General features: G+C 69.8%; 28 protein-coding genes. 23 read left to right on the forward strand and 5 right to left on the reverse strand.

Annotated features, from left to right (window positions below; translation table 11 throughout):
- Positions 1–27: 27 nt before the first annotated feature.
- Complete coding sequence (gene ybaK, locus OM076_RS31795; RefSeq protein WP_272598657.1) at positions 28–504, reverse strand: Cys-tRNA(Pro) deacylase; 477 nt, start codon at positions 502–504, stop codon at positions 28–30.
- Positions 501–1,439, reverse strand: coding sequence for an SRPBCC family protein (locus OM076_RS31800; protein WP_270044171.1), 939 nt, complete (start codon positions 1,437–1,439; stop codon positions 501–503). The genes ybaK and OM076_RS31800 overlap by 4 nt, the downstream gene beginning before the upstream one ends.
- Before the next feature lie 26 nt (positions 1,440–1,465).
- Here OM076_RS31800 and OM076_RS31805 point away from each other — a divergent pair, with 26 nt between their 5' ends.
- Positions 1,466–1,942, forward strand: a complete 477-nt coding sequence (locus OM076_RS31805) for a hypothetical protein (protein WP_270044172.1) — start codon at positions 1,466–1,468, stop codon at positions 1,940–1,942.
- Here the strand turns inward: OM076_RS31805 and OM076_RS31810 are convergent.
- The gene (locus OM076_RS31810; RefSeq protein ID WP_270044173.1) at positions 1,939–2,127 is read right to left on the reverse strand and encodes a hypothetical protein; all 189 of its coding nucleotides are present in this window, start codon (positions 2,125–2,127) and stop codon (positions 1,939–1,941) included. The two genes, OM076_RS31805 and OM076_RS31810, sit on opposite strands and share 4 nt — an antisense overlap.
- A 6-nt stretch (positions 2,128–2,133) precedes the next feature.
- The gene (merB, locus tag OM076_RS31815) at positions 2,134–2,493 is read right to left on the reverse strand and encodes an organomercurial lyase (protein WP_270044174.1); all 360 of its coding nucleotides are present in this window, start codon (positions 2,491–2,493) and stop codon (positions 2,134–2,136) included.
- 47 nt (positions 2,494–2,540) lie between these two features.
- On the opposite strand from merB, the gene OM076_RS31820 reads away from it, so the two are divergent.
- The 14 genes from OM076_RS31820 (at position 2,541) to OM076_RS31885 (ending at position 13,184) form a co-directional block, all read left to right on the forward strand.
- Complete coding sequence (locus OM076_RS31820) at positions 2,541–4,013, forward strand: glutamate-cysteine ligase family protein (RefSeq protein ID WP_270044175.1); 1,473 nt, start codon at positions 2,541–2,543, stop codon at positions 4,011–4,013.
- Positions 4,014–4,071: 58 nt separating this feature from the next.
- On the forward strand, positions 4,072–4,449 hold the full coding sequence (locus OM076_RS31825; protein ID WP_270044176.1) for an ATP-binding protein: 378 nt from the start codon (positions 4,072–4,074) through the stop codon (positions 4,447–4,449).
- 81 nt (positions 4,450–4,530) lie between these two features.
- Positions 4,531–4,791 carry an STAS domain-containing protein gene (locus OM076_RS31830; protein WP_270044177.1) on the forward strand — a complete coding sequence of 87 codons (261 nt, stop codon included), beginning with the start codon at positions 4,531–4,533 and terminating at the stop codon, positions 4,789–4,791.
- Positions 4,792–4,803: 12 nt separating this feature from the next.
- Positions 4,804–5,934 (forward strand): sensor histidine kinase, encoded by a 1,131-nt coding sequence (locus tag OM076_RS31835; protein ID WP_270044178.1) that lies wholly within the window; start codon positions 4,804–4,806, stop codon positions 5,932–5,934.
- Positions 5,921–6,565: a response regulator transcription factor gene (locus OM076_RS31840; protein WP_270044179.1), complete on the forward strand. Its 645-nt coding sequence runs from the start codon at positions 5,921–5,923 to the stop codon at positions 6,563–6,565. Before OM076_RS31835 ends, OM076_RS31840 begins: the two co-directional genes overlap by 14 nt.
- A gap of 84 nt (positions 6,566–6,649) precedes the next feature.
- Positions 6,650–7,498, forward strand: a complete 849-nt coding sequence (locus OM076_RS31845) for an ACP S-malonyltransferase (protein WP_270044180.1) — start codon at positions 6,650–6,652, stop codon at positions 7,496–7,498.
- Positions 7,491–8,516, forward strand: a complete 1,026-nt coding sequence (locus tag OM076_RS31850; RefSeq protein WP_270044181.1) for a 3-oxoacyl-ACP synthase III family protein — start codon at positions 7,491–7,493, stop codon at positions 8,514–8,516. Before OM076_RS31845 ends, OM076_RS31850 begins: the two co-directional genes overlap by 8 nt.
- A complete protein-coding gene (locus OM076_RS31855) occupies positions 8,513–9,253 on the forward strand; it encodes a beta-ketoacyl-ACP reductase (RefSeq protein ID WP_270044182.1) in 741 nt (246 codons plus the stop codon). Before OM076_RS31850 ends, OM076_RS31855 begins: the two co-directional genes overlap by 4 nt.
- 32 nt (positions 9,254–9,285) lie before the next feature.
- Positions 9,286–9,534: an acyl carrier protein gene (locus tag OM076_RS31860; protein WP_270044183.1), complete on the forward strand. Its 249-nt coding sequence runs from the start codon at positions 9,286–9,288 to the stop codon at positions 9,532–9,534.
- Positions 9,531–10,730 carry a beta-ketoacyl-[acyl-carrier-protein] synthase family protein gene (locus tag OM076_RS31865; RefSeq protein ID WP_270044184.1) on the forward strand — a complete coding sequence of 400 codons (1,200 nt, stop codon included), beginning with the start codon at positions 9,531–9,533 and terminating at the stop codon, positions 10,728–10,730. Before OM076_RS31860 ends, OM076_RS31865 begins: the two co-directional genes overlap by 4 nt.
- A 69-nt stretch (positions 10,731–10,799) precedes the next feature.
- Entirely contained in the window at positions 10,800–11,603 is an 804-nt protein-coding gene (gene fabI / locus OM076_RS31870; protein ID WP_270044185.1) for an enoyl-ACP reductase FabI, read from the forward strand.
- Positions 11,600–12,706: an SDR family oxidoreductase gene (locus OM076_RS31875; protein ID WP_270044186.1), complete on the forward strand. Its 1,107-nt coding sequence runs from the start codon at positions 11,600–11,602 to the stop codon at positions 12,704–12,706. The genes fabI and OM076_RS31875 overlap by 4 nt, the downstream gene beginning before the upstream one ends.
- Positions 12,703–12,915, forward strand: a complete 213-nt coding sequence (locus OM076_RS31880; RefSeq protein WP_270044187.1) for a hypothetical protein — start codon at positions 12,703–12,705, stop codon at positions 12,913–12,915. Before OM076_RS31875 ends, OM076_RS31880 begins: the two co-directional genes overlap by 4 nt.
- A 53-nt stretch (positions 12,916–12,968) precedes the next feature.
- On the forward strand, positions 12,969–13,184 hold the full coding sequence (locus OM076_RS31885) for a hypothetical protein (RefSeq protein WP_270044189.1): 216 nt from the start codon (positions 12,969–12,971) through the stop codon (positions 13,182–13,184).
- Here OM076_RS31885 and OM076_RS31890 read toward each other — a convergent pair.
- Positions 13,181–13,498: an antibiotic biosynthesis monooxygenase family protein gene (locus tag OM076_RS31890; protein ID WP_270044190.1), complete on the reverse strand. Its 318-nt coding sequence runs from the start codon at positions 13,496–13,498 to the stop codon at positions 13,181–13,183. The genes OM076_RS31885 and OM076_RS31890 overlap by 4 nt on opposite strands.
- 24 nt (positions 13,499–13,522) lie before the next feature.
- On the opposite strand from OM076_RS31890, the gene OM076_RS31895 reads away from it, so the two are divergent.
- From OM076_RS31895 to rplL, 8 genes are all read left to right on the forward strand, one after another.
- Positions 13,523–15,595: a glycoside hydrolase family 15 protein gene (locus tag OM076_RS31895; protein WP_270044191.1), complete on the forward strand. Its 2,073-nt coding sequence runs from the start codon at positions 13,523–13,525 to the stop codon at positions 15,593–15,595.
- A gap of 94 nt (positions 15,596–15,689) precedes the next feature.
- Positions 15,690–15,854, forward strand: coding sequence for a 50S ribosomal protein L33 (gene rpmG, locus OM076_RS31900; RefSeq protein WP_270044192.1), 165 nt, complete (start codon positions 15,690–15,692; stop codon positions 15,852–15,854).
- Between the two features lie 198 nt (positions 15,855–16,052).
- Positions 16,053–16,436, forward strand: coding sequence for a preprotein translocase subunit SecE (secE, locus tag OM076_RS31905; RefSeq protein ID WP_270044204.1), 384 nt, complete (start codon positions 16,053–16,055; stop codon positions 16,434–16,436).
- Positions 16,437–16,458: 22 nt separating this feature from the next.
- On the forward strand, positions 16,459–16,980 hold the full coding sequence (gene nusG, locus OM076_RS31910; RefSeq protein WP_270044193.1) for a transcription termination/antitermination protein NusG: 522 nt from the start codon (positions 16,459–16,461) through the stop codon (positions 16,978–16,980).
- Positions 16,981–17,406: a 50S ribosomal protein L11 gene (gene rplK, locus OM076_RS31915; protein WP_270044194.1), complete on the forward strand. Its 426-nt coding sequence runs from the start codon at positions 16,981–16,983 to the stop codon at positions 17,404–17,406.
- Positions 17,406–18,131, forward strand: coding sequence for a 50S ribosomal protein L1 (gene rplA / locus OM076_RS31920; RefSeq protein WP_270044195.1), 726 nt, complete (start codon positions 17,406–17,408; stop codon positions 18,129–18,131). The genes rplK and rplA overlap by 1 nt, the downstream gene beginning before the upstream one ends.
- A 72-nt stretch (positions 18,132–18,203) precedes the next feature.
- Positions 18,204–18,809, forward strand: coding sequence for a 50S ribosomal protein L10 (gene rplJ / locus OM076_RS31925; RefSeq protein WP_270044196.1), 606 nt, complete (start codon positions 18,204–18,206; stop codon positions 18,807–18,809).
- A gap of 4 nt (positions 18,810–18,813) precedes the next feature.
- A complete protein-coding gene (gene rplL, locus OM076_RS31930) occupies positions 18,814–19,197 on the forward strand; it encodes a 50S ribosomal protein L7/L12 (protein ID WP_270044197.1) in 384 nt (127 codons plus the stop codon).
- The last annotated feature ends 61 nt before the right edge of the window (positions 19,198–19,258 follow it).

Genomic DNA, 19,258 nt, shown 5'->3' on the forward strand with positions numbered 1-19,258 from the left:
TAAGGGGTCTGGCCCCTTAGGTGGGGTTTATCTTGCGATCGCGGCTGCGACCGCGTTCGTGAGCCGGATCAGGTCGGCCGGTGTGAGCTCGATCTCGAGCCCGCGCCGGCCGCCTGAGACGTGGATCGCCGGGTGGTCGAGCGCGCTCGAGTCGAGCACCGTCGGCAGCGCCTTCTTCTGGCCGAGCGGGCTGATGCCGCCCGCGACGTAGCCGGTCGTGCGCTCCGCCTGCTTGACGTCGGCCATCTGCGCCTTCTTGCCCTTGACGGCTTGGGCGAGCGCTTTCAGGTCGAGTTGGTGCTGGACCGGCACGATCGCGACGGTGAGCTTGCCGTCGACGTCGGCGACCAATGTCTTGAAGACCGTGGCGGGATCGAGGCCGAGCGCCTCCGCGGCCTCCAGCCCATAGGACTCGTGCTTCGGATCATGCTCGTAGGCGTGGGTGACGACCGGGACCTTGGCCCGTTCGAGCGCCTTCGTCGCGGGTGTCGCCTTGCTGCTCAGGCGGTCAGCTTTACACGCTCGCGCACGTAGGGTTCGAGGCCGTCCATCGCGCGGGCGATCGCCCACGTGTGGTTCCAGCGCAGGACGGGGCGCAGGAAGGGCGTGAGGAGCTTCAGCAGCCGGCGGTCGGCGTGCACCTGCCAGTCGAAGCGCACGTGGGTGCCGCCGTCGGCGTTCTCGCTCAGCGTCCAGATGCCGGTGCCGCGCAGGTCGCCGTCCGTCTCGCCCTGAAGGCGGTGCGGGCGCTCGGAGTGGATGGTCCGCGTGCGCGTGTGCAGGTGGTACGGCAGCCTGCCCTTGAAGTGCTGGTGGGTGTACTCGCCGTCCTCGGTGGCGCTGATGTAGACGCCCTTCCACCACTGCGGGTAGGTCGTGCCGTCGGCGAGCGCGTCGAAGACGTCCTCCGGCGGCGCGGCGACGTCCCACTCGTCGACGAACGTGTACTCGTCGTCGAGCAGGGCGGCGATCCGCTGCTGGGTCTTCAGGCTCGGCCGCGCCGCGTGGCCCGCCTCACCCAGCTCGCGCACGAACTTCGCCCCGGAGAGTGGCTTCGGGAAGCCGAAGCGGTTGTATTCGAGCTCGGCGAGGCGGGTGAAGAACTCGTCACTGCGCCCGCTCGGGGTCAGGCGGATGCGGATGCGACCCGGCTCGGCGCTCCCGGGCTTCTGGACGTGGGGCGTGTCGGGCGGGATCGTGATCTCGTCGCCGGCCGTCAGCACGTGGGTCTTGCCGTGCAACTTCACGATCATCGCGCCCTCGATCACGGTGTGGTGCTCGGTGACGCCCACGTGGACGTGGGCGACGGTGATGAAGCCGCGGGGCTCGCCGATGACGTCGACCTCGGTGTACTCGCCGGCGGTCGACTCCGCGGTCGCGCGGAACTCCACGCGGACTCCGAGCTCCGGCACATCGATGACGTCACCTGGCTTGGCCATTTCGATTCCCCTATACGCTCGCGGTTATGAGCGCTTATGCACGTCTTGCACCGATTTGGATCACTGCCGCGGTACTGATCTTCGCACCGTCCGCGCAGGCCCTGGTCCAGATCGATCAGGGGATCGCGGGCGCACGCCTCGAGAACACGCGCGACCAGGTGCGCGCGGCGCTCGGCAAGCCGATCAAGATCAAGTCCTCGAAGAACGACTTCGGGCCGTTCGTCGAGTACCGCTACTCCGGTGGCCTGCGCATCACGTTCCAGGGCCGGGACAAGGTGACCGCGGTCGAGACCACCGGCAAGGGCGACCGGACGACGTCGGACATCGGCGTCGGGTCGAGCGAGGCCGACGTCGTGGCGAAGGTCAAGGGCGTCAAGTGCGAAGGCGTCGGCTCGACGCGCTCCTGCCACACCGGCAACTTCGTCGCGGGCCAGAAGATCACCGACTTCCGCATCGTCAACGGGAACGTGGCGAGCGTCACCGTCGGCATCGTGGTCGACTAATCGAGGCGCCAGAACTCGCCCGTCAGGCCCACCGAGTCGAGGATCGCCTGCGACTCCGCGAGCGTGCGCGGGCGCCAGTCGGGGTCGAGGCGGTTGCCGTACCAGCGCCGGGCGAGCTCGGCCAGCGTCGTCAGGTCCACCAACTCGCCCTCCGTGACTTCCTCCTCCGACCGGAAGAGCCGCATCGTCGCTCAGGTGAAGGCGATGTCGTCCCACCAGTGCGAGGCGGGGACGAGGACGCCGAACACGGCGTCGCCGTCGCGCGGCAAGGTGACGCCCTGGGCGGTGATCGTCGCGTCCTGGAGGCCGAGCGCGGCGACGATCCCGAACGCGTCCCACGCGCAGTTGCCCCACCAGGTACGGCCCCCGCAATCCACCCGCGCGCCGGCGGTGTGGTTGGCGAACGGGTGCGCCATCAGGACCCGGCCGTCGTCGTCGAGGGCGACGACGTGCTGCGCGGCGAGCGAGCGATAGTCGGCCTCGGGCAGTGGCGCGCCGGCCGCGAAGGCCTCCAAGAGCGCTCGGCGCAGCTGGAGGTCGTGCTCGTCCATCCACTAATTCTTGACACACTTCACGTTCCGCCGGGAAAGGGAGCCCCATGGGCGATGAAGTCGCCGATATCACTTTCAGCCGCGAGAACCGTCAGCGCTATCGCGACAAGGTCAAGCTGTGCCTCGACGTCTTCGCTCGCATGCTGGCCGAGTCGCGCTTCGATCCGGACCGCCGGTCGATCGGATTGGAGATCGAGCTCAACCTGACCGAGGAGACCGGCGACCCGGCACTGGCGAACACCCACGTGCTCGAGCTGATCGCCGACGACGACTTCCAGACCGAGCTGGCGCAGTTCAACATCGAGATCAACATCCCGCCGCGCAAGCTCGAGGGCAAGGTCTTCTCCGAGCTCGAGGAGACCGTCCGGCGCGATCTCAACCACGCCGAGGAGCAGTCCTCCAAGGCGCACGCGCACATGATGATCATCGGCATCCTGCCGACGCTCACCGAGAAGCTGCTCAACGGGTCGGCTTTGAGCGCGAACCCGCGCTACAAGCTGCTCAACGAGCAGATCTTCGCCGCCCGCGGGGAGGACTTGGAGATCAACATCTCCGGCGTCGAGCGGCTCGCGATCATGGCCGACACGATCGCCCCCGAGGCGGCCTGCACGAGCGTGCAGCTGCACCAGCTGATCGATCCGGCGCGGTTCGGCGCCCACTGGAACGCCGCGCAGGCGATCGCCGGGCTGCAGATGGCCGTGGGCGCGAACTCGCCGTTCTTCTTCGGGCGCGAGCTGTGGCGGGAGACGCGGATCGCGCTCTTCGAACAGACCACGGACACGCGGCCGGAGGAGCTCAAGGCCCAAGGCGTGCGCCCGCGAGTGTGGTTCGGCGAGCGCTGGATCACGTCGATCTTCGACCTCTTCGAGGAGAACGTCCGCTACTTCCCCGCGCTGCTGCCGGTGGTCGAGGACGAGGATCCGATGGCGGTCCTGGAGAGCGGTGGCGCGCCGAAGCTGCAGGAACTGCGGCTGCACAACGGGACGATCTACCGCTGGAACCGCCCGATCTACGACATCGCGCGCGGGCGCCCGCACCTGCGCGTGGAAAACCGCGTGCTGCCGGCGGGCCCGACGATCGTCGACACGCTGGCCAACGCCGCCTTCTACTACGGCCTCGTGCGGGTGCTGGTCGAGGACGATCGCCCCGTCTGGTCCTCGATGTCCTTCGACGCGGCGCGCGAGAACTTCTACGAGGGCGCGCGACTGGGCATCGACGCGCGGGTGTACTGGCCCAACGTGGGTGAGGCGCCGGCCACCGAGCTCGTGCTCCGTCGGCTGCTCCCGATGGCCCGCGACGGCCTCGCCCGCTGGGGTGTGGACTCCGCGGATGCCGACCGCCTGCTCGAGATCATCGAGCGCCGCTGCGTCCTCGGCGTCAATGGCGCGTCCTGGCAGGCGGCCGCGTTCCACCGCCTCTACGAGAACCTCGACCGCGCCGACGCCCTGCGCGAGATGACCGTCCGCTACCGCGAGCACATGCACTCCAACGAGCCGGTCCACACCTGGCCGCTGCCCTGAGTCACAACGCTGATCGCCGCGGTTTCCACGCGTCGGACTAAGGGCACGCCACTAGGCAATGGACGGAACGCTCGACCTGACGTTGCGGCGCGAATCTCGCTCGGTGGCCGAGGCGCGCACGCGGGTCTGCGAAGCGATCGGACCGCAGCTCTCCAACGGCATGGGCGAGACGCTCAAGCTGCTCGTCTCCGAGGTGGTCACGAACGCCGTCAGACACGGCGGCAACGACGGACCGGTGGAGCTGCACGCGAGCTGGAACTCCGAGATCCGCGTCGCGGTGCAGGACCACGGCGAGGGTTTCTCACCCGCCCCGCGCAACGGCGGGCCCGACGAGTCCGGGGGCTTCGGTCTCTACCTCGTCGGCCAGCTCGCCGATCGCTGGGGCGTCGAGACCGACGGCGGCACCACCGTCTGGTTCGTCCTGCGGCGGCACTAGTGCGGTAGCGTCCGTTGGACGAGCCCGCACGGTCCCACGCGCTGGAAGCTGACGGAGGTCGCCGACCTGCGCGGAGATCGGTTGCTCGTCCTGCACGGTGAGCTGGACATCGCCACCGCGCCCGAGCTGGTCGAGATCCTGCACCGGATGCGCCGTCAGCGCCACGCCGTGGTGCTCGACCTGGCCGAGATCACCTTCATGGACTCGACCGGGCTGACGACGCTGATGGACGCCCACCTCGCCGCCGAGGGCAACGGCTGGTCGTTCGAGATCCGGCGCGCGTCGCCGGCCGTGCGCCGCGTCTTCGACCTCGCGGGCGTCGGCCGCCTGCTCGACGAGTAGCGTTCACCCGGGATGGAGAGCCACATCGCGCCGCAGACCGAGCCGACCGTTCGGATCGACGCGCTCGAGACGTTCGTCGAGCTGCTCTCCCGCGTCGAAGCCGATCCCAGCTCGGACGCCTTCTACAGCCGCCTCTGCGAGGCGACGTGCCGGCTCGCGGACATGGATCGCGCCGTCATCTTCCGCTACGACGGCGCGCGCCGGCGCGTGCGCGCCGCGGGCAGCTTCGGCATCCCGCTCGAGGCCTTCGCCGACGCCCAGGTGACGGTCGAGACCGTCCCGGTCGCGCGCGAGTCGCTGCTCGAGGACCGCGTGATCGAGATCTCCAGCGCGATGGCCGAGGGCGTGCCCGACGAGTTCAAGGACCTGATCCGCGAGTCCACCCTCGTCTGCACGCCGATGGCCGCCGCCGGCCGCTGGCTGGGCGTGATCCTCTCCGACCGCGGCCCGGACCGCCCGCCGCTGGGGGATTCCGAGCGCTACCTGCTCTACACGCTGGGCAAGACCGCCGCGCTCGCCGCCTTCGCCCGCCTCGCGACCAACAAGCAGGCCCAGGCGCGCCAGCTGCAGGAGCGGATGGACCTCGCGCGCGAGGTGCACGAGTCGGTGATCCAGCGCCTGTTCGGCATCCAGCTCGTCTTCTCCAGCCAGGCGGAGCTCAGCCCCGCCGCCCGCGAGCGCATCGGCGCCGAGTTGCAAGCCGCGTTGCAGGACCTGCGCCGCGCGCTCCAGCGCCCGCTCGGCCGCGCCGCCGCGGAGACGGACACGACGCTGCTCGAGGAGGTCGAGCGCCTGCGCCGCGAGCATCGCGATCTGCACCTGACGCTGCGGCCCGGGTCGGAGGACGTCTTCATCCCGCACGACCTCGAGCCGCTGGCCCAGTCGGTGCTCGCCGAGGCGGTCCGCAACGCCCACAAGCACGCCGGGCCGTCCAAGGTCGAGGTCAGCCTCGAGATCAAGGATGAGGACACGCTGGTCGTCGACGTGATCAATGACGGCGTGCGCGGCAAGGCCCGCCAGCACGGCATGGGCCTCAAGCTGGCCGCGCTCGAGGCGCTCCAGGTGGGCGGGATCGTCGAGTTCGGCGAGCGCGAACCGGGGACGTGGCGGGTGCGACTGGCGGTGCCGCTTGACCGGACCTGACCTCAACCCGGCGCGGATCGCCAGCGGCACGAGCGACCGCAAGCTGCGCGTGCTCGTCGTCGATGACCACGAGGTCGTGCACTGGGGCCTGCGGATGATGCTCGGCGAGCAGCCGTGGGTGGAGCGGACGCTGAGCGCCCGCAACACGCAGGAGGCGCTGGCGCTCGCCCGCCGCTATGACCCGCACGTCGCGCTGGTGGACCTCTTCGTCGGCCAGGAGTCGGGCGCCGAGATCTGCCAGCAGCTGGTCGCGCTGAGCCCGCGGATCAACGTCCTGCTGATCTCCGGCGCGGGCCGCATCTCCCCCAACGCGGCCAAGGCCGCCGGCGCGAGCGGCTTCATCTCCAAGGACTGGCCCGCCGCCGACATCGCCGGCGCGGTCCGCATGGTCGGCCTCGGGATGACGGTCTTCAAGCCGCACGAGTCACCCGCCGGGCCGCCGCTCTCAGAGCGCGAGCGCGAGGTGCTCGAGGCGGTCGCCAGCGGGGCGACGAACCGCGAGATCGCGAGCAGCCTGTACCTGAGCCCGCACACCGTCAAGGAGCACACGTCGTCCCTCTACCGCAAGCTCGGAGTGAGAAATCGGGCCGAAGCGGTGCAGAAGGCCCAGCGTCTGGGCCTGATTTCGTGAGCTAGGGGGTTCCGCACCCCCCAACGAGGGGGTAGCGCGAAGGCATGGGTGGGACGGCGAACGCCTGTGCGTAACGGTGCAGGTGTGAGCAACGCAACACAACCCGCGGCGCTCTTCCCGGGACAGGGGAGCCATACCCCTGAGATGCGCGACCTGGTCGCCCAGCGCGCCCCCGAGCTGCTCGAGCGAGTCACCGAGCTGGTCGGCGAGGACCCCTTCGCCCGCGTAGAAGAGAACACCCGCTTCGCACAGCCCGCGATCTTCTGCGCCTCGGTGGTCGGCTGGGACGCGCTGGATCTGCACCCGTCGGCCGGTGCCGGCCACTCGCTCGGCGAGCTCGCCGCGCTGGTCGCCGCCGGCGTCCTCGAGCGCGACGACGCGCTCCGGCTCGTCGTCCTGCGCGGCAAGCTGATGGGCGAGGCCCGCAACGGCTCGATGCTCGCCCTCGTCGGCGCCAGCCTCGAGGACGCGCGCGAGATCGCGGCCGAGGGCGGCGTCACCGTCGCCAACGACAACGCGCCCGGCCAGGTGGTCCTGTCCGGCTCCCACGAGGCCCTCGACAAGACCGAGGAAGTCGCCAACGCGCGCAAGACCCGCGTGATCCGGCTCGACGTCGCCGGCGCGTTCCACTCGCCCGCGATGGAGCCGGCCACGGTGCCGTTCCGTGCCGCGCTGGACGAGGTCGAGATCTCCGAGCCGCGCTTCCCCGTCTTCTCCGGCGCCAGCGCCGCCCCGTTCAAGGACGTCCGCGAGGAGCTCGCGGGTGCCCTGACCCGGCCGGTGCGCTGGCGCGAGACCGTCATCGCCCTGCACGAGGCCGGAGCGCCCTCCTTCGTGGAGGTCGGGCCCGGCAAGGTGCTCGCCCGGATGGGGAAGCGCATCCTCAAGGGCGTCCCGTTCGAGACTCCCGCCGAAGGACTCATCCATGTCTAGCCTGACGCTCCCCCCGGAGCTGCAGCAGATCGCCCGCGACGCGGCGAAGGTCGCCAACCGCCCCGCTCCGCCGCGCACGGCGACGATCCTCGGCCTCGGCCACTACCTGCCGACCGAGATCGTGCCCAACGGGCACATCGCGGAGCGCATCGGCGTCGACGATCACTGGATCATCAAGCGCACGGGCATCCACTCGCGCCGCCGCGCCGCGGCGAACGAGGGCACCAACGACCTCGCGGTCTTCGCCGGCCGCCGTGCGCTGCAGGACTCGGGCACCGACCCGCGCGATCTCGACTTCGTGATCGTCGCGACGATGAGCCCCGACGAGATCACGCCGAACTCCGCCCCGCGCGTCGCGCACGCGCTCGGTGCCGACCGCGCCGCCGCGTTCGACATCGGCGCCGCGTGCACCGGCTTCCTGGCCGGGCTGGCGCAGGCCGCCGCCATGATCGAGGTCGGCCGCGCGCAGCGCATCCTGCTGATCGGCGCCGAGAAGCTGACCCGCATCACCGACTTCGACGACAAGAAGACCGGGATGCTGTTCGGCGACGGCGCGGGCGCCGTCGTGCTCGGCCCGACCGAGTCCGGCACCGGCATCGGCCCGATCGACCTGAGCGCCGACGGCGGCCTCGCGGACACGATCGTCGCCACGCCCGAGGATCCGTTCATCCGCATGGACGGCATCTCGACGTTCAAGATCGCGATCAAGCGCCTCAGCGAGTCCACGATCTTCGCCGTCCATGCCGCGGGCCTGGAGCTCGACGACATCGACCTCTTCGTCTACCACCAGGCCAACTCGCGGATCCTCAAGGCGGTCGGCGAGCGGCTGGAGCTGGACCCGGCGAAGGTCGCCGACTACATCGCCCAGCTCGGCAACACGAGCGCCGCGTCGATCCCGCTGACGCTCAGCCTCTCGCGCGCGGACGGTCGCCTGCGGCCGGGCCACAAGGTCCTGATCGCCGCGATCGGGGCGGGCTTCACGTGGGGCGCCGGCGTGATGGAGTGGAGCGGATCTTGAGCTCGAGACCTGAGAACGCCACGGCGCTCGTCACCGGCGCGTCCAAGGGCATCGGTTCCGCGATCGCGCGCGCCCTCGCCGCCGACGGCTGGAACGTCGCGGTCAACTACCGCTCCGATCCCGACGGCGCGAACGCGGTCATCCAGGCGATCGAGGAGGCCGGCGGCACCGCGAAGGGCTTCCAGGCCGACGTGTCCAACGGTGACTCCAAGGCGCTGATCAAGCAGGTCGAGGACGCGTTCGGCGGCCCCGTGCTGGGCTTGATCAACAACGCCGGCGTGGCGCGCGACAACATCGCGCTCCAGCTCACCGACGAGGACTGGGACGTGGTGATCGCCACCAACCTGTCGCCCGCGTTCCGCCTGACGCGCGACTCGCTGCGCTCGATGATCAAGGCGCGCTACGGGCGTGTCGTGAACATCGCCTCGGTCGTCGGCCCGCGGGCCAACGCCGGGCAGTCCAACTACGCCGCGGCCAAGGCCGGCCTGATCGGCATGACCAAGACCATCGCCGCCGAAGTCGCGCGGCGCGGGGTGACCGTCAACGCGGTCGCGCCGGGCTTCATCTCCACCGACATGACGGCCGAGCTGGCCACGGACGAGATCGTCAAGGCGATCCCGGCCCGCCGTCAGGGCACGCCGGAGGAGGTCGCGGCCGCCGTGCGGTTCCTCGCCTCCGACGACGCGTCCTACGTCACCGGAACCACCCTGTATGTCGACGGCGGCATGTCCGCTTAATCTCGAGCTTCAACCCCAAGGAGAACACACACATGGCCACCGCCATCACTGAAGAGAACGTCCAGAAGACCGTCTATGACGCGTTGCCCCAGTTCGGCGTCGACGAGTCCGCGATCACCCGCGAGGCCACGTTCGAGGATCTCGACGTCGACTCGCTCGACCTCGCCGAGCTCTCGCAGATCATCGAGGACGAGTACGGCGTCGCCCTCAAGGGCGATGACGTCGGCAAGATCAAGACCGTCGGCGACGCGATCGACCTGGTGGTGCGAAAGGGTTCATGAGCCGCGAGGTCGTCATCACCGGCGTCGGCGCCGTCTCCCCGCTGGGAGTCGGTGCCCGGACGCTGCATGAGCGCTGGAGCGCGGGCGTCGTCGGCATCGCCGACGGCAAGGGCCGCGCGAGCGAGTTCGAGCCCACCGAGCACCTCTCGGTGAAGGAGGTCCGCCGCGCGGACCGCTTCACCCAGTTCGCGCTCGTGTCGGGCGACGAAGCGCTCGCCGAGGCGGGTTGGAGCGACGAGCTGCCCTATGAGGCGGATCGCATCGCGTCCATCCTCGGCACCGGCATCGGCGGCATCGGCACGCTCGAACGCGGCAAGGAACTGCTGATCGAGTACGGCGAGAAGAAGGTCCCGCCGCTCTCGGTGCCGCTGATGATGAGCAACGCCGCGGCCGCCGCGGTCTCCATGCGCTACAAGCTGCTCGGCCCGTGTCACGGGATCGTCTCCGCCTGCTCAGGCGGCGCGGACGCCATCGGCGCCGCGAAGATGATGATCGAGTCCGGCCTGGTCGACGCCGTCGTCACCGGCGGCTCCGAGGCGGCGATCACGCCGCTCTCGCTGGCCGCGTTCGGCGCGCTCGACGCGCTGTCGACGAGCGGCATCTCGCGCCCGTTCGACAAGGACCGCGACGGCTTCGTCATGGGCGAGGGCGCCGGGATCCTGGTGCTCGAGGCCGCTGACAAGGCCGCGGAGCGCGGCGCGAAGGTGCTCGGCACGCTGAAGGGCTACGGCGCTTCGGCCGACGCGTACCACCTCACCGCCCCGGACAAGACGGGCGGCGGACCCGCCCGCGCGATGGCGGCGGCGCTCAAGGACGCCGGCATCACGCCGGAGGACGTCGTCTACGTCAACGCCCATGGCACCTCGACGGCGCTCAACGACTCGGCTGAGACCGCGGCGCTGAAGACGGCGCTCGGCGACCACGTGTACAAGATCCCGATCTCGTCGCTGAAGTCGTCGATCGGGCACACGCTCGGCGCCGCCGGCGCGGTCGAGGCCGTGGCGACGATCCTCGCCCTGCGCGACCGGATCGCCCCGCCGACGCTCGGGCTCGAGAACCCCGGTGAGGGGCTCGACCTCGATTACGTCCCCGGGTCGGCCAAGCCGCTCAACATCGACGGCAAGCCCGCGATCGCGATCTCGTCGTCGTTCGGCTTCGGCGGGCACAACGCCGTGCTCTGCCTGGAGGCCGCCTAGTACTTCCCTCCGGCCCGCCCGTCGTGGGCGGGCCGGAGGCTTTCGATCCTTTGGAGGAATGAACCCGCTGTGAGTGCTCTGCAAGGCAAGAAGCTCCTGATCACCGGAGTCATCAATCGCGAGTCGATCGCGTACGAGGTCGCCAAGCAGGCGCAGGCGGCAGGTGCGGAGATCGTCCTGACCGGGTTCGGCCGCGCCAAGCGCATGACCGACCGTTCCGCCGCCAAGCTCGACCCCGTCCCGGACGTGCTCGAGCTCGACGTCAACAACCCCGAGGACATCGCGGCGGTCGCCGAGGACCTGCGCGAGCGCTGGGGGCGCGTCGACGGCGTCCTGCACGCGATCGCGTTCGCCCCCGAGGACGCGCTCGGCGGCAACTTCCTCAACACGCCGGTGGACAGCGCGGTCACCGCGTTCAAGACGTCGGCGTTCTCGCTCAAGGCGCTGGCCGTCGGTCTGCAGGACCTGTATCCGGAGGAGGGCGCGGCGATCGTCGGCCTGGACTTCGACGCGCAGGTCGCCTGGCCGGTCTATGACTGGATGGGCGTGGCCAAGGCCGCGCTGGAGGCCACGGCGCGCTACCTGGCGCGCGATCTCGGCCCGCGCAAGGTCCGCGTTAACCTCGTCTCCGCCGGCCCGCTGGCGACGCTCGCCGCCCGCGGCATCCCGGGCTTCAGCGATCTCGCCACGGCGTGGGAGAAGCAGGCGCCGCTGCCGTGGGACGTCGAGGACCCGGCGCCGGTCGCCGAGACGATCAACTTCCTGCTCAGCGACGCCGCGCGCGCCATCACGGCCGAGATCATCCACGTCGACGGCGGCTTCCACGCGATGGGCACGCAGATCACGCCCGTCCGCGAGGAGGTCGAGGCGTGAAATCTCCCGTCTTCCTGACGGGCGCGACCGGCTTCCTCGGCATGGAGGTCATGGCGCGCCTTCTGGAAAAGGGCGACCGTGAGGTGATCGCCCTCGTCCGCGCCGCCGACGACGTGGCGGCGCAGGAGCGCCTCGACGGCATCCTGGCCAAGCTGTGGCGCGATCCGTCGCCGTATCGCGACCGCGCTCGCGCGGTGGCCGGGGACGTGACGTCGCCCGGGCTGGGAATGGACACCGGGACGCGCATGACCGTCGCCGAAGAGGCGGGCGCGGTGATGCACTGCGCGGCGTCGATCTCCTTCGACCTGCCACTCGACGAGGCCCGCAAGATCAACGTCGAGGGCACGCGCGAGATCATCGGGCTCGCCCGCCAGGCCAAGAACGCCGGCCGCCTGGATCGCTTCATCCACGTCTCCACCGCGTACGTGGCGGGCGTCACCGAGGGCACCTTCCGCGAGCGCCAGCTCGACGTGGGCCAGGCGTTCCGCAACACCTACGAGCAGACCAAGTGGGAGGCCGAGCACGTCGTCAACGACGCGTCCGACCTCGACCCGGTCATCGCGCGCCCGTCGATCGTGATGGGCGAGTCCGGCTCCGGCTGGACGCCCGCGTTCAACGTGTTGTATTGGCCGATCCGCGCGTTCTCGCGCGGGTTGTTCCCGGAGGTCCCGGCCCGGCCGGAGGCGCTGGTCGACGTCGTGCCGGTGGACTACGTCGCCGACGCCCTGGTGCACCTGCTCGAGGACTCGTCGTCCTCAGGCGTCGTGAACCTCGTGTCCGGCCGCGACGCCTGCACGGTCGACGAGCTGGTGGGGATGACGAGCGCCGCGTTCGGCAAGGATCGCCCGCGCGTCGTCGCTCCCGGCTCCACCGGCACGGGCTCCGCCCACGCCGACGACCAGGCGGCGGTCTACTTCCCGTACTTCGACATGGACATGGTCTTCGACGACTCGCGCGCCCGCGCGCTGCTCGGCTCGGCCGGCATCCAGTGCCCGCACCTCACGGACTACTTCCCGCGGCTGATCGAGTACGCCCAGACGACGCGCTGGGGCAAGACCCCGCTCACCCGCGAGGAGGCCGCGGCCGCGCACGCCGCGGCGTGAAGGCCTTCCGGATCGGCTTCCCGGCGGCGATCCTCGTCGCCGGCGTCGTCCTGATCATCATCGGCGGCGACGCCCCGCTCGGCGCCGGGATCGTCCTGATCGGCGTCGCGGGCCTGGTCGCGCTCGTCAACGTCCTGATCCAGCTCTCGCTGCAGAGCGAGGACGACCGCGCGGAGGAGGAACGGCGCCGCAACGAGCGCCGCTTCTAGACGTTCGTGCGATTTCGCTCAAGGTCCGGCGGGGACGCGCCGACAAATAGGCCATGCTCATCCTGGCGCTGATCGGCTCGGTGTGGATCTTCAGTTGCGTGATGGCGGTGGCGCTCTGCGTCGCGGCGCGTCGCGGCGACGAGCGAATCGCCGTCGCGCTCTTGCCGCCCGAGGCGGAGGCCGAGGTCGCGTTCGTCGCCACCTTCGCGGAGCCCGCGGCACAGCCGGCGCCCGCCGCCCGTCCCGCGCACAGCCGCTCGGCCCTCTAGCCCGCCGGCGCGACCAGCTCGACGACCTCGAACTCCATCAGCGCGGAGCCGTGGGCGACGGTTCCCTTGGAGTCCTTGGCCGCCTGGGCGTGCCCGCGCGTGAACGCTGAGGACTTCACCCAGTTCTGGAAGTCCTCCTCGGTCTCCCAGCGGGTGTAGACGAAGTAGCGGGTCTCGCCCTTGGCGGGGCGCAGCAGCTCGAACCCGAGGAAGCCGGGCTGGCCCTCGACTTCTCCGGCGCGCTTGGCGAAGCGGTCTTCCAGCTCGGGCCCGCGGCCCTCGCCGACCTCGATGGCATTGATCTTGACGACCATGGCCCCGAGAGTACGCTGCCGCGAATGCTGCGGGTCCTTTCAGCGGTGGTCGTGCTGGCGCTGGGCGTCGGCGCGCCCGCGTACGCGCGCGAGCGCGCGCCCGGGGCACCCGGCGGGAAAGCGGCGTGGGCTCCGGCCGACAAACAGGGCTTCGGGACGTCGGCGACCCCGGACAGCCGCGTGTGGTTCACGCTGCGCGAGGCGGGGATGACCGAGGTCTACTACCCGGATCTCTCGCACCCGTCGGCGCGCTCGCTGGACTTCATGGTCGACGGGAAGCTGGTCACGAGCGGGGCGGTGGCGCAGGACACGCTGACCTACACGCAGACGTCGGCGACGTCGAAGTGGCGCCTGGTGCGGACGTACGCGACCGATCCCGAGCGCTCGGTGGTGGTCGTCAAGGTCCGCTTCGAGGCGCTGGACGGCCAGGATCACGACGTCGAGCTCGAATACGACCCCCAGCTCTACAACGACGGGTCCGACGACGTGGGCTGGACCCGCGGCCACGCGCTGCTCTCGCACGACAGCCGGATCGCGTCCGCGCTCGTCGCCCGCCCGTCGCTCACCCGCACGAGCTCCGGCTACAAGGGGCACACGGACGACCTTCTCGAGCACACCTACGACGCGCTGCGGCCCGGCAACGTCGTTCAGCAGGCCCACACCCGCCTGACCGGCCGCGGGGAGCACCGCGACCTGCAGCTGGCGCTCGGCTTCGCCACGCTCGGCACCGCGGCGCGCGTCGCCGCCGAGGCCTCGCTCGATGACGGCTTCGAGGCCGTCGCCTCCGACTACAAGGCCGGGTGGGTGCAGTACCGCAACCAGCTCAAGCCGATCCCGGCCGCGGCCGTGCCGATCCTGGGGGAGTACGAGACGTCGCTTTTGGTCCTCAAGGCCCACGAGGACAAGGACCACCCGGGGGCGTTCGTGGCCTCGCCGAGCATGCCCTGGGGCTGGGGGGAGCTGCGGATCGACCCGGACAACCCGCGCTCGGCGCCGTACCACCTCGTCTGGGCTCGCGATCTGTACCAGATCGCCACCGCGCTGCTGGCGGCGGGCGACAAGAAATCGGCCGACCGCGCGCTGGACTTCCTCTTCGACGACCAGCAGCTCGACGACGGCTCGTTCCCGCAGAACTCGCAGGTCGATGGCACGCCGAAATGGAAGGGCGTGCAGATGGACCAGGTCGGGCTGCCGATCGTGCTCGCGTGGCAGCTCGGCCGCACCGGCGCGCGCGACTGGCGCCACATCCGCAAGGCGGCTGACTTCATCGCCGACCACGGGCCGATCTCCGAGCAGGAACGCTGGGAGAACCAGAAGGGCTACGCGCCGGGAACGATCGCGGCCGAGATCGCCGGGCTCGTCTGCGCCGCGGCGATCGCGCGCGAGAACGGCGACGACGCGCGGCTCACCACGTATCTCAAGAAGGCCGACTCCTGGGCCGCCAACGTCCAGCGGTGGACCGCGACCACGAACGGTCCGTACAGCGACGCTCCGTATTACTTGCGGCTGACCAAGGCCAAGGACCCCGACACTCCCACCAGGTACGCGATCGGGGACTCCGGGCCCTCGGACCTCGACCAGCGCCGCGTGGTCGACCCGAGCTTCCTGGAGCTCGTCCGGCTCGGCGTCAAGCGCGCCGACGATCCCGTGATCCTCAACACGCTGAAGGTCATCGACGCCCAGTTGCGCGCCGGCGACTTCTGGCACCGCTACAGCTTCGACGGCTACGGCGAGCGCCGCGACGGCAAGTCGTGGCGGATCTTCGACGACGACACCCGCCGGACGCTCGGGCGGGCGTGGCCGATCTTCGCGGGCGAGCGAGGCGAGTACGAGCTGCTCGCCGGGCGCTCCGCGAGCGAGCTGCTGCAAGACATGGCCCACACCGCCAACGGCGGCGGCATGCTGCCCGAGCAGGTCTGGGACGGCCGTCAACCGACCGGGAAATCCGGCTTCAAGCAGGGGGAAGGAACGTTCAGCGCGACGCCGCTGGCGTGGACCCACGCCCAGCTCGTCCGGCTCGCCTGGTCCGCCGAGGCGGGCGCTCCGGTCGAGCGCCCGAAGGTCGTGGCCGATCGCTATACGAGCGGCGGCAACTAGGCGCTATCCTTTCTCGCCGACCTCGCGCCGGTGCGGGGTTTTCGTTTGCCGCCCGGCGCATTCACGAACCCACGACTCTCGGAGCACGCCTCTCATGGCCCGCGGAGACGTCCGGATCGCTGTAACCCTCGCATGCGAGGACTGCAAGCGCCGGAACTACCAGACAAAGAAGTCCAAGCGCAACAACCCGGATCGCATCACCCTGCGCAAGTACTGCAAGTGGTGCCGGTGCCATACCGGGCACCGCGAGACGCGCTAGGTACCCACGATGGCCGATCGTCCAAGCCGGGGAGAGAACGACGCCGATCTCGGCGACGATGTCGTTCGCGACGATGATCTCGAGCGCGATCTCGGCGACGAGAGCGACCTCGACGAGGAACGCGTCCGCGACGACGATTACGAGCGGGATTTCGGCCAGTCCGAACCGCCGGATCCTCTCGGGCAGGCCGAGCCTGCCGTGACCGAGGCGCATCTCGCTGAGCAGGGTCCTGACCGGACCCGTCGCCGTTCCCGCGCCGAGCGGGCGGAGCGCGCCGAGCGCGCCGCCGCCGCCGGCCGTGCCGGCAACGAGCTGCAGCAGGCCGCGGTCCCCAACGGCGAGCCGGCGGCGGTCGAGGAACATCACCATTCGAACGAGCCCGCGCATCCCCGCAAGGGCCTCTTCGGTCGCGCGGCGGACTTCCTGCGCGCGTCATACGCCGAGTTGCGTCGCGTCCAGTGGCCCGATCGCCGTCAGGTGGGTCAGGGCACGGCGGTGACGATGGGGTTCGTGATCGTCGCGGGCGCCTATCTCGGGCTGCTCGACGCGATCTGGAATCCAATCATCCAGGCCATTCTCTAGGCCACCCACCCAAGGCACCTGAATGTTTCGCTGGTACGTCATCAATACCTATTCCGGGCACGAGAACAAGGTCAAGCAGAACCTTGAGCACCGTGTCTCTTCCCTGAACCAGTCGCGCGCCGTGCGCCAGGTCGTCGTTCCGACCGAGACGGTTCAGGAGATGAAGGACAACCAGAAGATCTCCGTCGAGAAGCGGACCATGCCCGGCTACGTGCTGGTGAACATGGACCTCAACGAGGACTCCTGGCAGGTCGTGAAGGGGACTCCCGGCGTCACCGGCTTCGTGGGCGCCTCCAACGAGCCGATCCCGCTGACCCAGGCCGAGGTCGACCGTCTGCTCCATCGCGAGGTGGCCCAGAAGGTCCCGAGCAGGGCACAGTTCTCGATCGGCGAATCTGTCAAGGTGATCTCCGGTCCGCTCTCGGACTTCTCGGGTGAGATCTCTGAGATCAACGAGGACGCGTCCAAGCTGAAGGTGCTCGTTTCCATCTTCGGGCGCGAGACTCCCGTCGAGGTCGGGTACGACCAGGTGAAGAAGATTTAAATGGCCAAGAAAGTTATGACGACCATCAAGCTGCAGGCACCGGGAGGCCAGGCTTCGCCTGCCCCGCCCGTGGGCCCGGCTCTTGGTCAGCACGGCATCAACATCATGGAGTTCGTGAAGGCGTTCAACGCGCAGACCTCCGGCGACATGGGGGTCACGATCCCCGTCGTCATCACGGTCTACGAGGATCGCTCGTTCACGTTCGTCACCAAGACGCCGCCGGCCGCGGTCCTGATCCGCCAGGCCATCGGTATCGACAAGGGCTCGGGTGAGCCGAACCGCACCAAGGTCGGCACGATCACCAACGAGCAGGTCCGCGCGATCGCCGAGAAGAAGCTCGCCGACCTGAACGCCCACGACGTCGACCAGGCGGCCAAGATCATCGCCGGCACGGCGCGTTCTATGGGCGTGGAGGTTGTGGCGTAATGGCCAAGCACGGGAAGACGTACGTCGAGTCGCTGGCGAAGGTGGATCGCACCCGCGAGTACACCCCTCATGAGGCCGTGAAGCTCATGAAGGAGACCAAGCGCGCCAAGTTCGACGAGTCCGTCGAAGTGCACTTCCGCACCGGCCTCAACGTCCGCCACGCGGACGAGCAGCTGCGCGGCACGATCGCGCTGCCACACGGCCTGGGCAAGGAAGTCAAGATCGCGGTCTTCGCCAAGGGCGACAAGGCCAAGGAGGCCGAGGAGGCCGGCGCCGACATCGTGGGCGCCGAGGACCTCGCCGCCAAGGTCCAGGACGGCTTCATGGACTTCGACGTCGCCATCGCGACGCCGGACATGATGCCGATCGTCGGCCGGCTCGGGCGCATCCTCGGCCCGTCGGGCAAGATGCCCAACCCGAAGGTCGGGACCGTGACGATGGACGTGGCCAAGGCCGTCCAGGAGTCCAAGTCCGGCAAGGTCGAGTACCGCACCGACCGCACGGCGATCGTCCACATGACCGTCGGCAAGACGTCGTTCTCGGACGAGCAGCTGCTCGAGAACTACCAGGCGGTGCTGGAGGAGCTCCTCCGAGCCAAGCCTTCCGCCGCCAAGGGCAAGTACATCCGCACCGTGACGCTCGCGTCGACCCAGGGCCCCGGCATCAAGGTCGACCCGACGCGGACCAAGGACCTCGTGGAATCGGAGACTGCGTCAGCCGCGTAAGCGCGCTCACACAGTCTCTCCACAGACTCCGGCCGCGCTGCGCGCGTGTAAGCCCGGGATAGGAGAATCAGCTTGAACCGAGAGCAAAAGGCTCAGGTCATCGAGGAGGTGGCCGGGCAGATCAACGAGTCCGAGGCCGTCTTCGCGGTGGACTATCGCGGCATCTCCGTGCCGCAGGCCGCTGAGCTGCGCACGAAGCTGCGCGAAGCCGACGCCACCTTCCGCGTCATCAAGAACACGCTCTCCGAGCGTGCGGCCGACCAGGTCGGCGCCGAGGGCTTGAAGGAGCTCCTCGCCGGCCCGACCGCGATGACGTTCGTCCGCGGCGATGCCGCGGCGGCCGCCAAGGCGCTGCGGGACTTCCGTCGCGGCACCGGCAACACGCTGCTGGAGTTCAAGGGCGGCTGGATGAACGGTGCCCCGTTGACGCCGGAAGACGTCGACGCCATCGCCCAGCTCCCGAGCCGCGACGTCCTCATCGGTCGCCTCGTCGGCCTCATCGCGTCGCCCCTCTCGGGCCTCGCGACCGCGCTCAACAACCTGCCCGCCGGCCTCGCGCGCCAGCTGCAGGCGATCGCGGACCAGGGCTTGATCGGCGGCACCGCCGCTCCGGCCGAAGCGGCTCCCGCCGCCGAGGCCACCGAAACCACTTCCACTGAGACCCCCACGGAGGCCTAAGAACATGGCTACTACCACCGAAGCTTGGATCGACGAGCTCAAGTCCATCTCCGTCCTCGAGCTCTCTGAGCGCATCAAGGCTCTCGAGGAGGCCTTCGGCGTCTCCGCCAACGCGGTCGCCGTTGCCGGTCCCGCCGCGGGCGGCGGCGGCGAGGCCCCGCAGGAGGAAGAGGAGCAGACGGCGTTCGACGTCGTCCTCACCGGCTCGGGCGACAAGAAGATCCAGGTCATCAAGGTCGTCCGCGCGGCCACCGGCCTGGGCCTCAAGGAGGCCAAGGCGCTCGTCGACGAGGCCCCGAAGCCCGTCAAGGAGGGCGTCGACAAGGCCGAGGCCGAGAAGCTCAAGGCCGACATCGAAGAGGCCGGCGGCTCCGTCGAGATCAAGTAACTCCGCTTCACCCGCTTCAACGCTCAAGGGCGCCCGCGAGGGCGCCCTTGAGCGTTAAACA

This window comes from Solirubrobacter ginsenosidimutans, assembly GCF_027587205.1.

Bases quoted from the DNA above. Each gene is read 5' to 3' on its own strand.
- OM076_RS31800 (WP_270044171.1), bottom strand. From the start codon at position 1,439: ATGGCCAAGCCAGGTGACGTCATCGATGTGCCGGAGCTCGGAGTCCGC.
- OM076_RS31805 (WP_270044172.1), top strand. From the start codon at position 1,466: ATGAGCGCTTATGCACGTCTTGCACCGATTTGGATCACTGCCGCGGTA.
- OM076_RS31810 (WP_270044173.1), bottom strand. From the start codon at position 2,127: ATGCGGCTCTTCCGGTCGGAGGAGGAAGTCACGGAGGGCGAGTTGGTG.
- merB (WP_270044174.1), bottom strand. From the start codon at position 2,493: ATGGACGAGCACGACCTCCAGCTGCGCCGAGCGCTCTTGGAGGCCTTC.
- OM076_RS31820 (WP_270044175.1), top strand. From the start codon at position 2,541: ATGGGCGATGAAGTCGCCGATATCACTTTCAGCCGCGAGAACCGTCAG.
- OM076_RS31825 (WP_270044176.1), top strand. From the start codon at position 4,072: ATGGACGGAACGCTCGACCTGACGTTGCGGCGCGAATCTCGCTCGGTG.
- OM076_RS31835 (WP_270044178.1), top strand. From the start codon at position 4,804: ATGGAGAGCCACATCGCGCCGCAGACCGAGCCGACCGTTCGGATCGAC.
- OM076_RS31850 (WP_270044181.1), top strand. From the start codon at position 7,491: ATGTCTAGCCTGACGCTCCCCCCGGAGCTGCAGCAGATCGCCCGCGAC.
- OM076_RS31860 (WP_270044183.1), top strand. From the start codon at position 9,286: ATGGCCACCGCCATCACTGAAGAGAACGTCCAGAAGACCGTCTATGAC.
- OM076_RS31865 (WP_270044184.1), top strand. From the start codon at position 9,531: ATGAGCCGCGAGGTCGTCATCACCGGCGTCGGCGCCGTCTCCCCGCTG.
- OM076_RS31885 (WP_270044189.1), top strand. From the start codon at position 12,969: ATGCTCATCCTGGCGCTGATCGGCTCGGTGTGGATCTTCAGTTGCGTG.
- OM076_RS31890 (WP_270044190.1), bottom strand. From the start codon at position 13,498: ATGGTCGTCAAGATCAATGCCATCGAGGTCGGCGAGGGCCGCGGGCCC.
- OM076_RS31895 (WP_270044191.1), top strand. From the start codon at position 13,523: ATGCTGCGGGTCCTTTCAGCGGTGGTCGTGCTGGCGCTGGGCGTCGGC.
- rpmG (WP_270044192.1), top strand. From the start codon at position 15,690: ATGGCCCGCGGAGACGTCCGGATCGCTGTAACCCTCGCATGCGAGGAC.
- nusG (WP_270044193.1), top strand. From the start codon at position 16,459: ATGTTTCGCTGGTACGTCATCAATACCTATTCCGGGCACGAGAACAAG.
- rplK (WP_270044194.1), top strand. From the start codon at position 16,981: ATGGCCAAGAAAGTTATGACGACCATCAAGCTGCAGGCACCGGGAGGC.
- rplA (WP_270044195.1), top strand. From the start codon at position 17,406: ATGGCCAAGCACGGGAAGACGTACGTCGAGTCGCTGGCGAAGGTGGAT.
- rplL (WP_270044197.1), top strand. From the start codon at position 18,814: ATGGCTACTACCACCGAAGCTTGGATCGACGAGCTCAAGTCCATCTCC.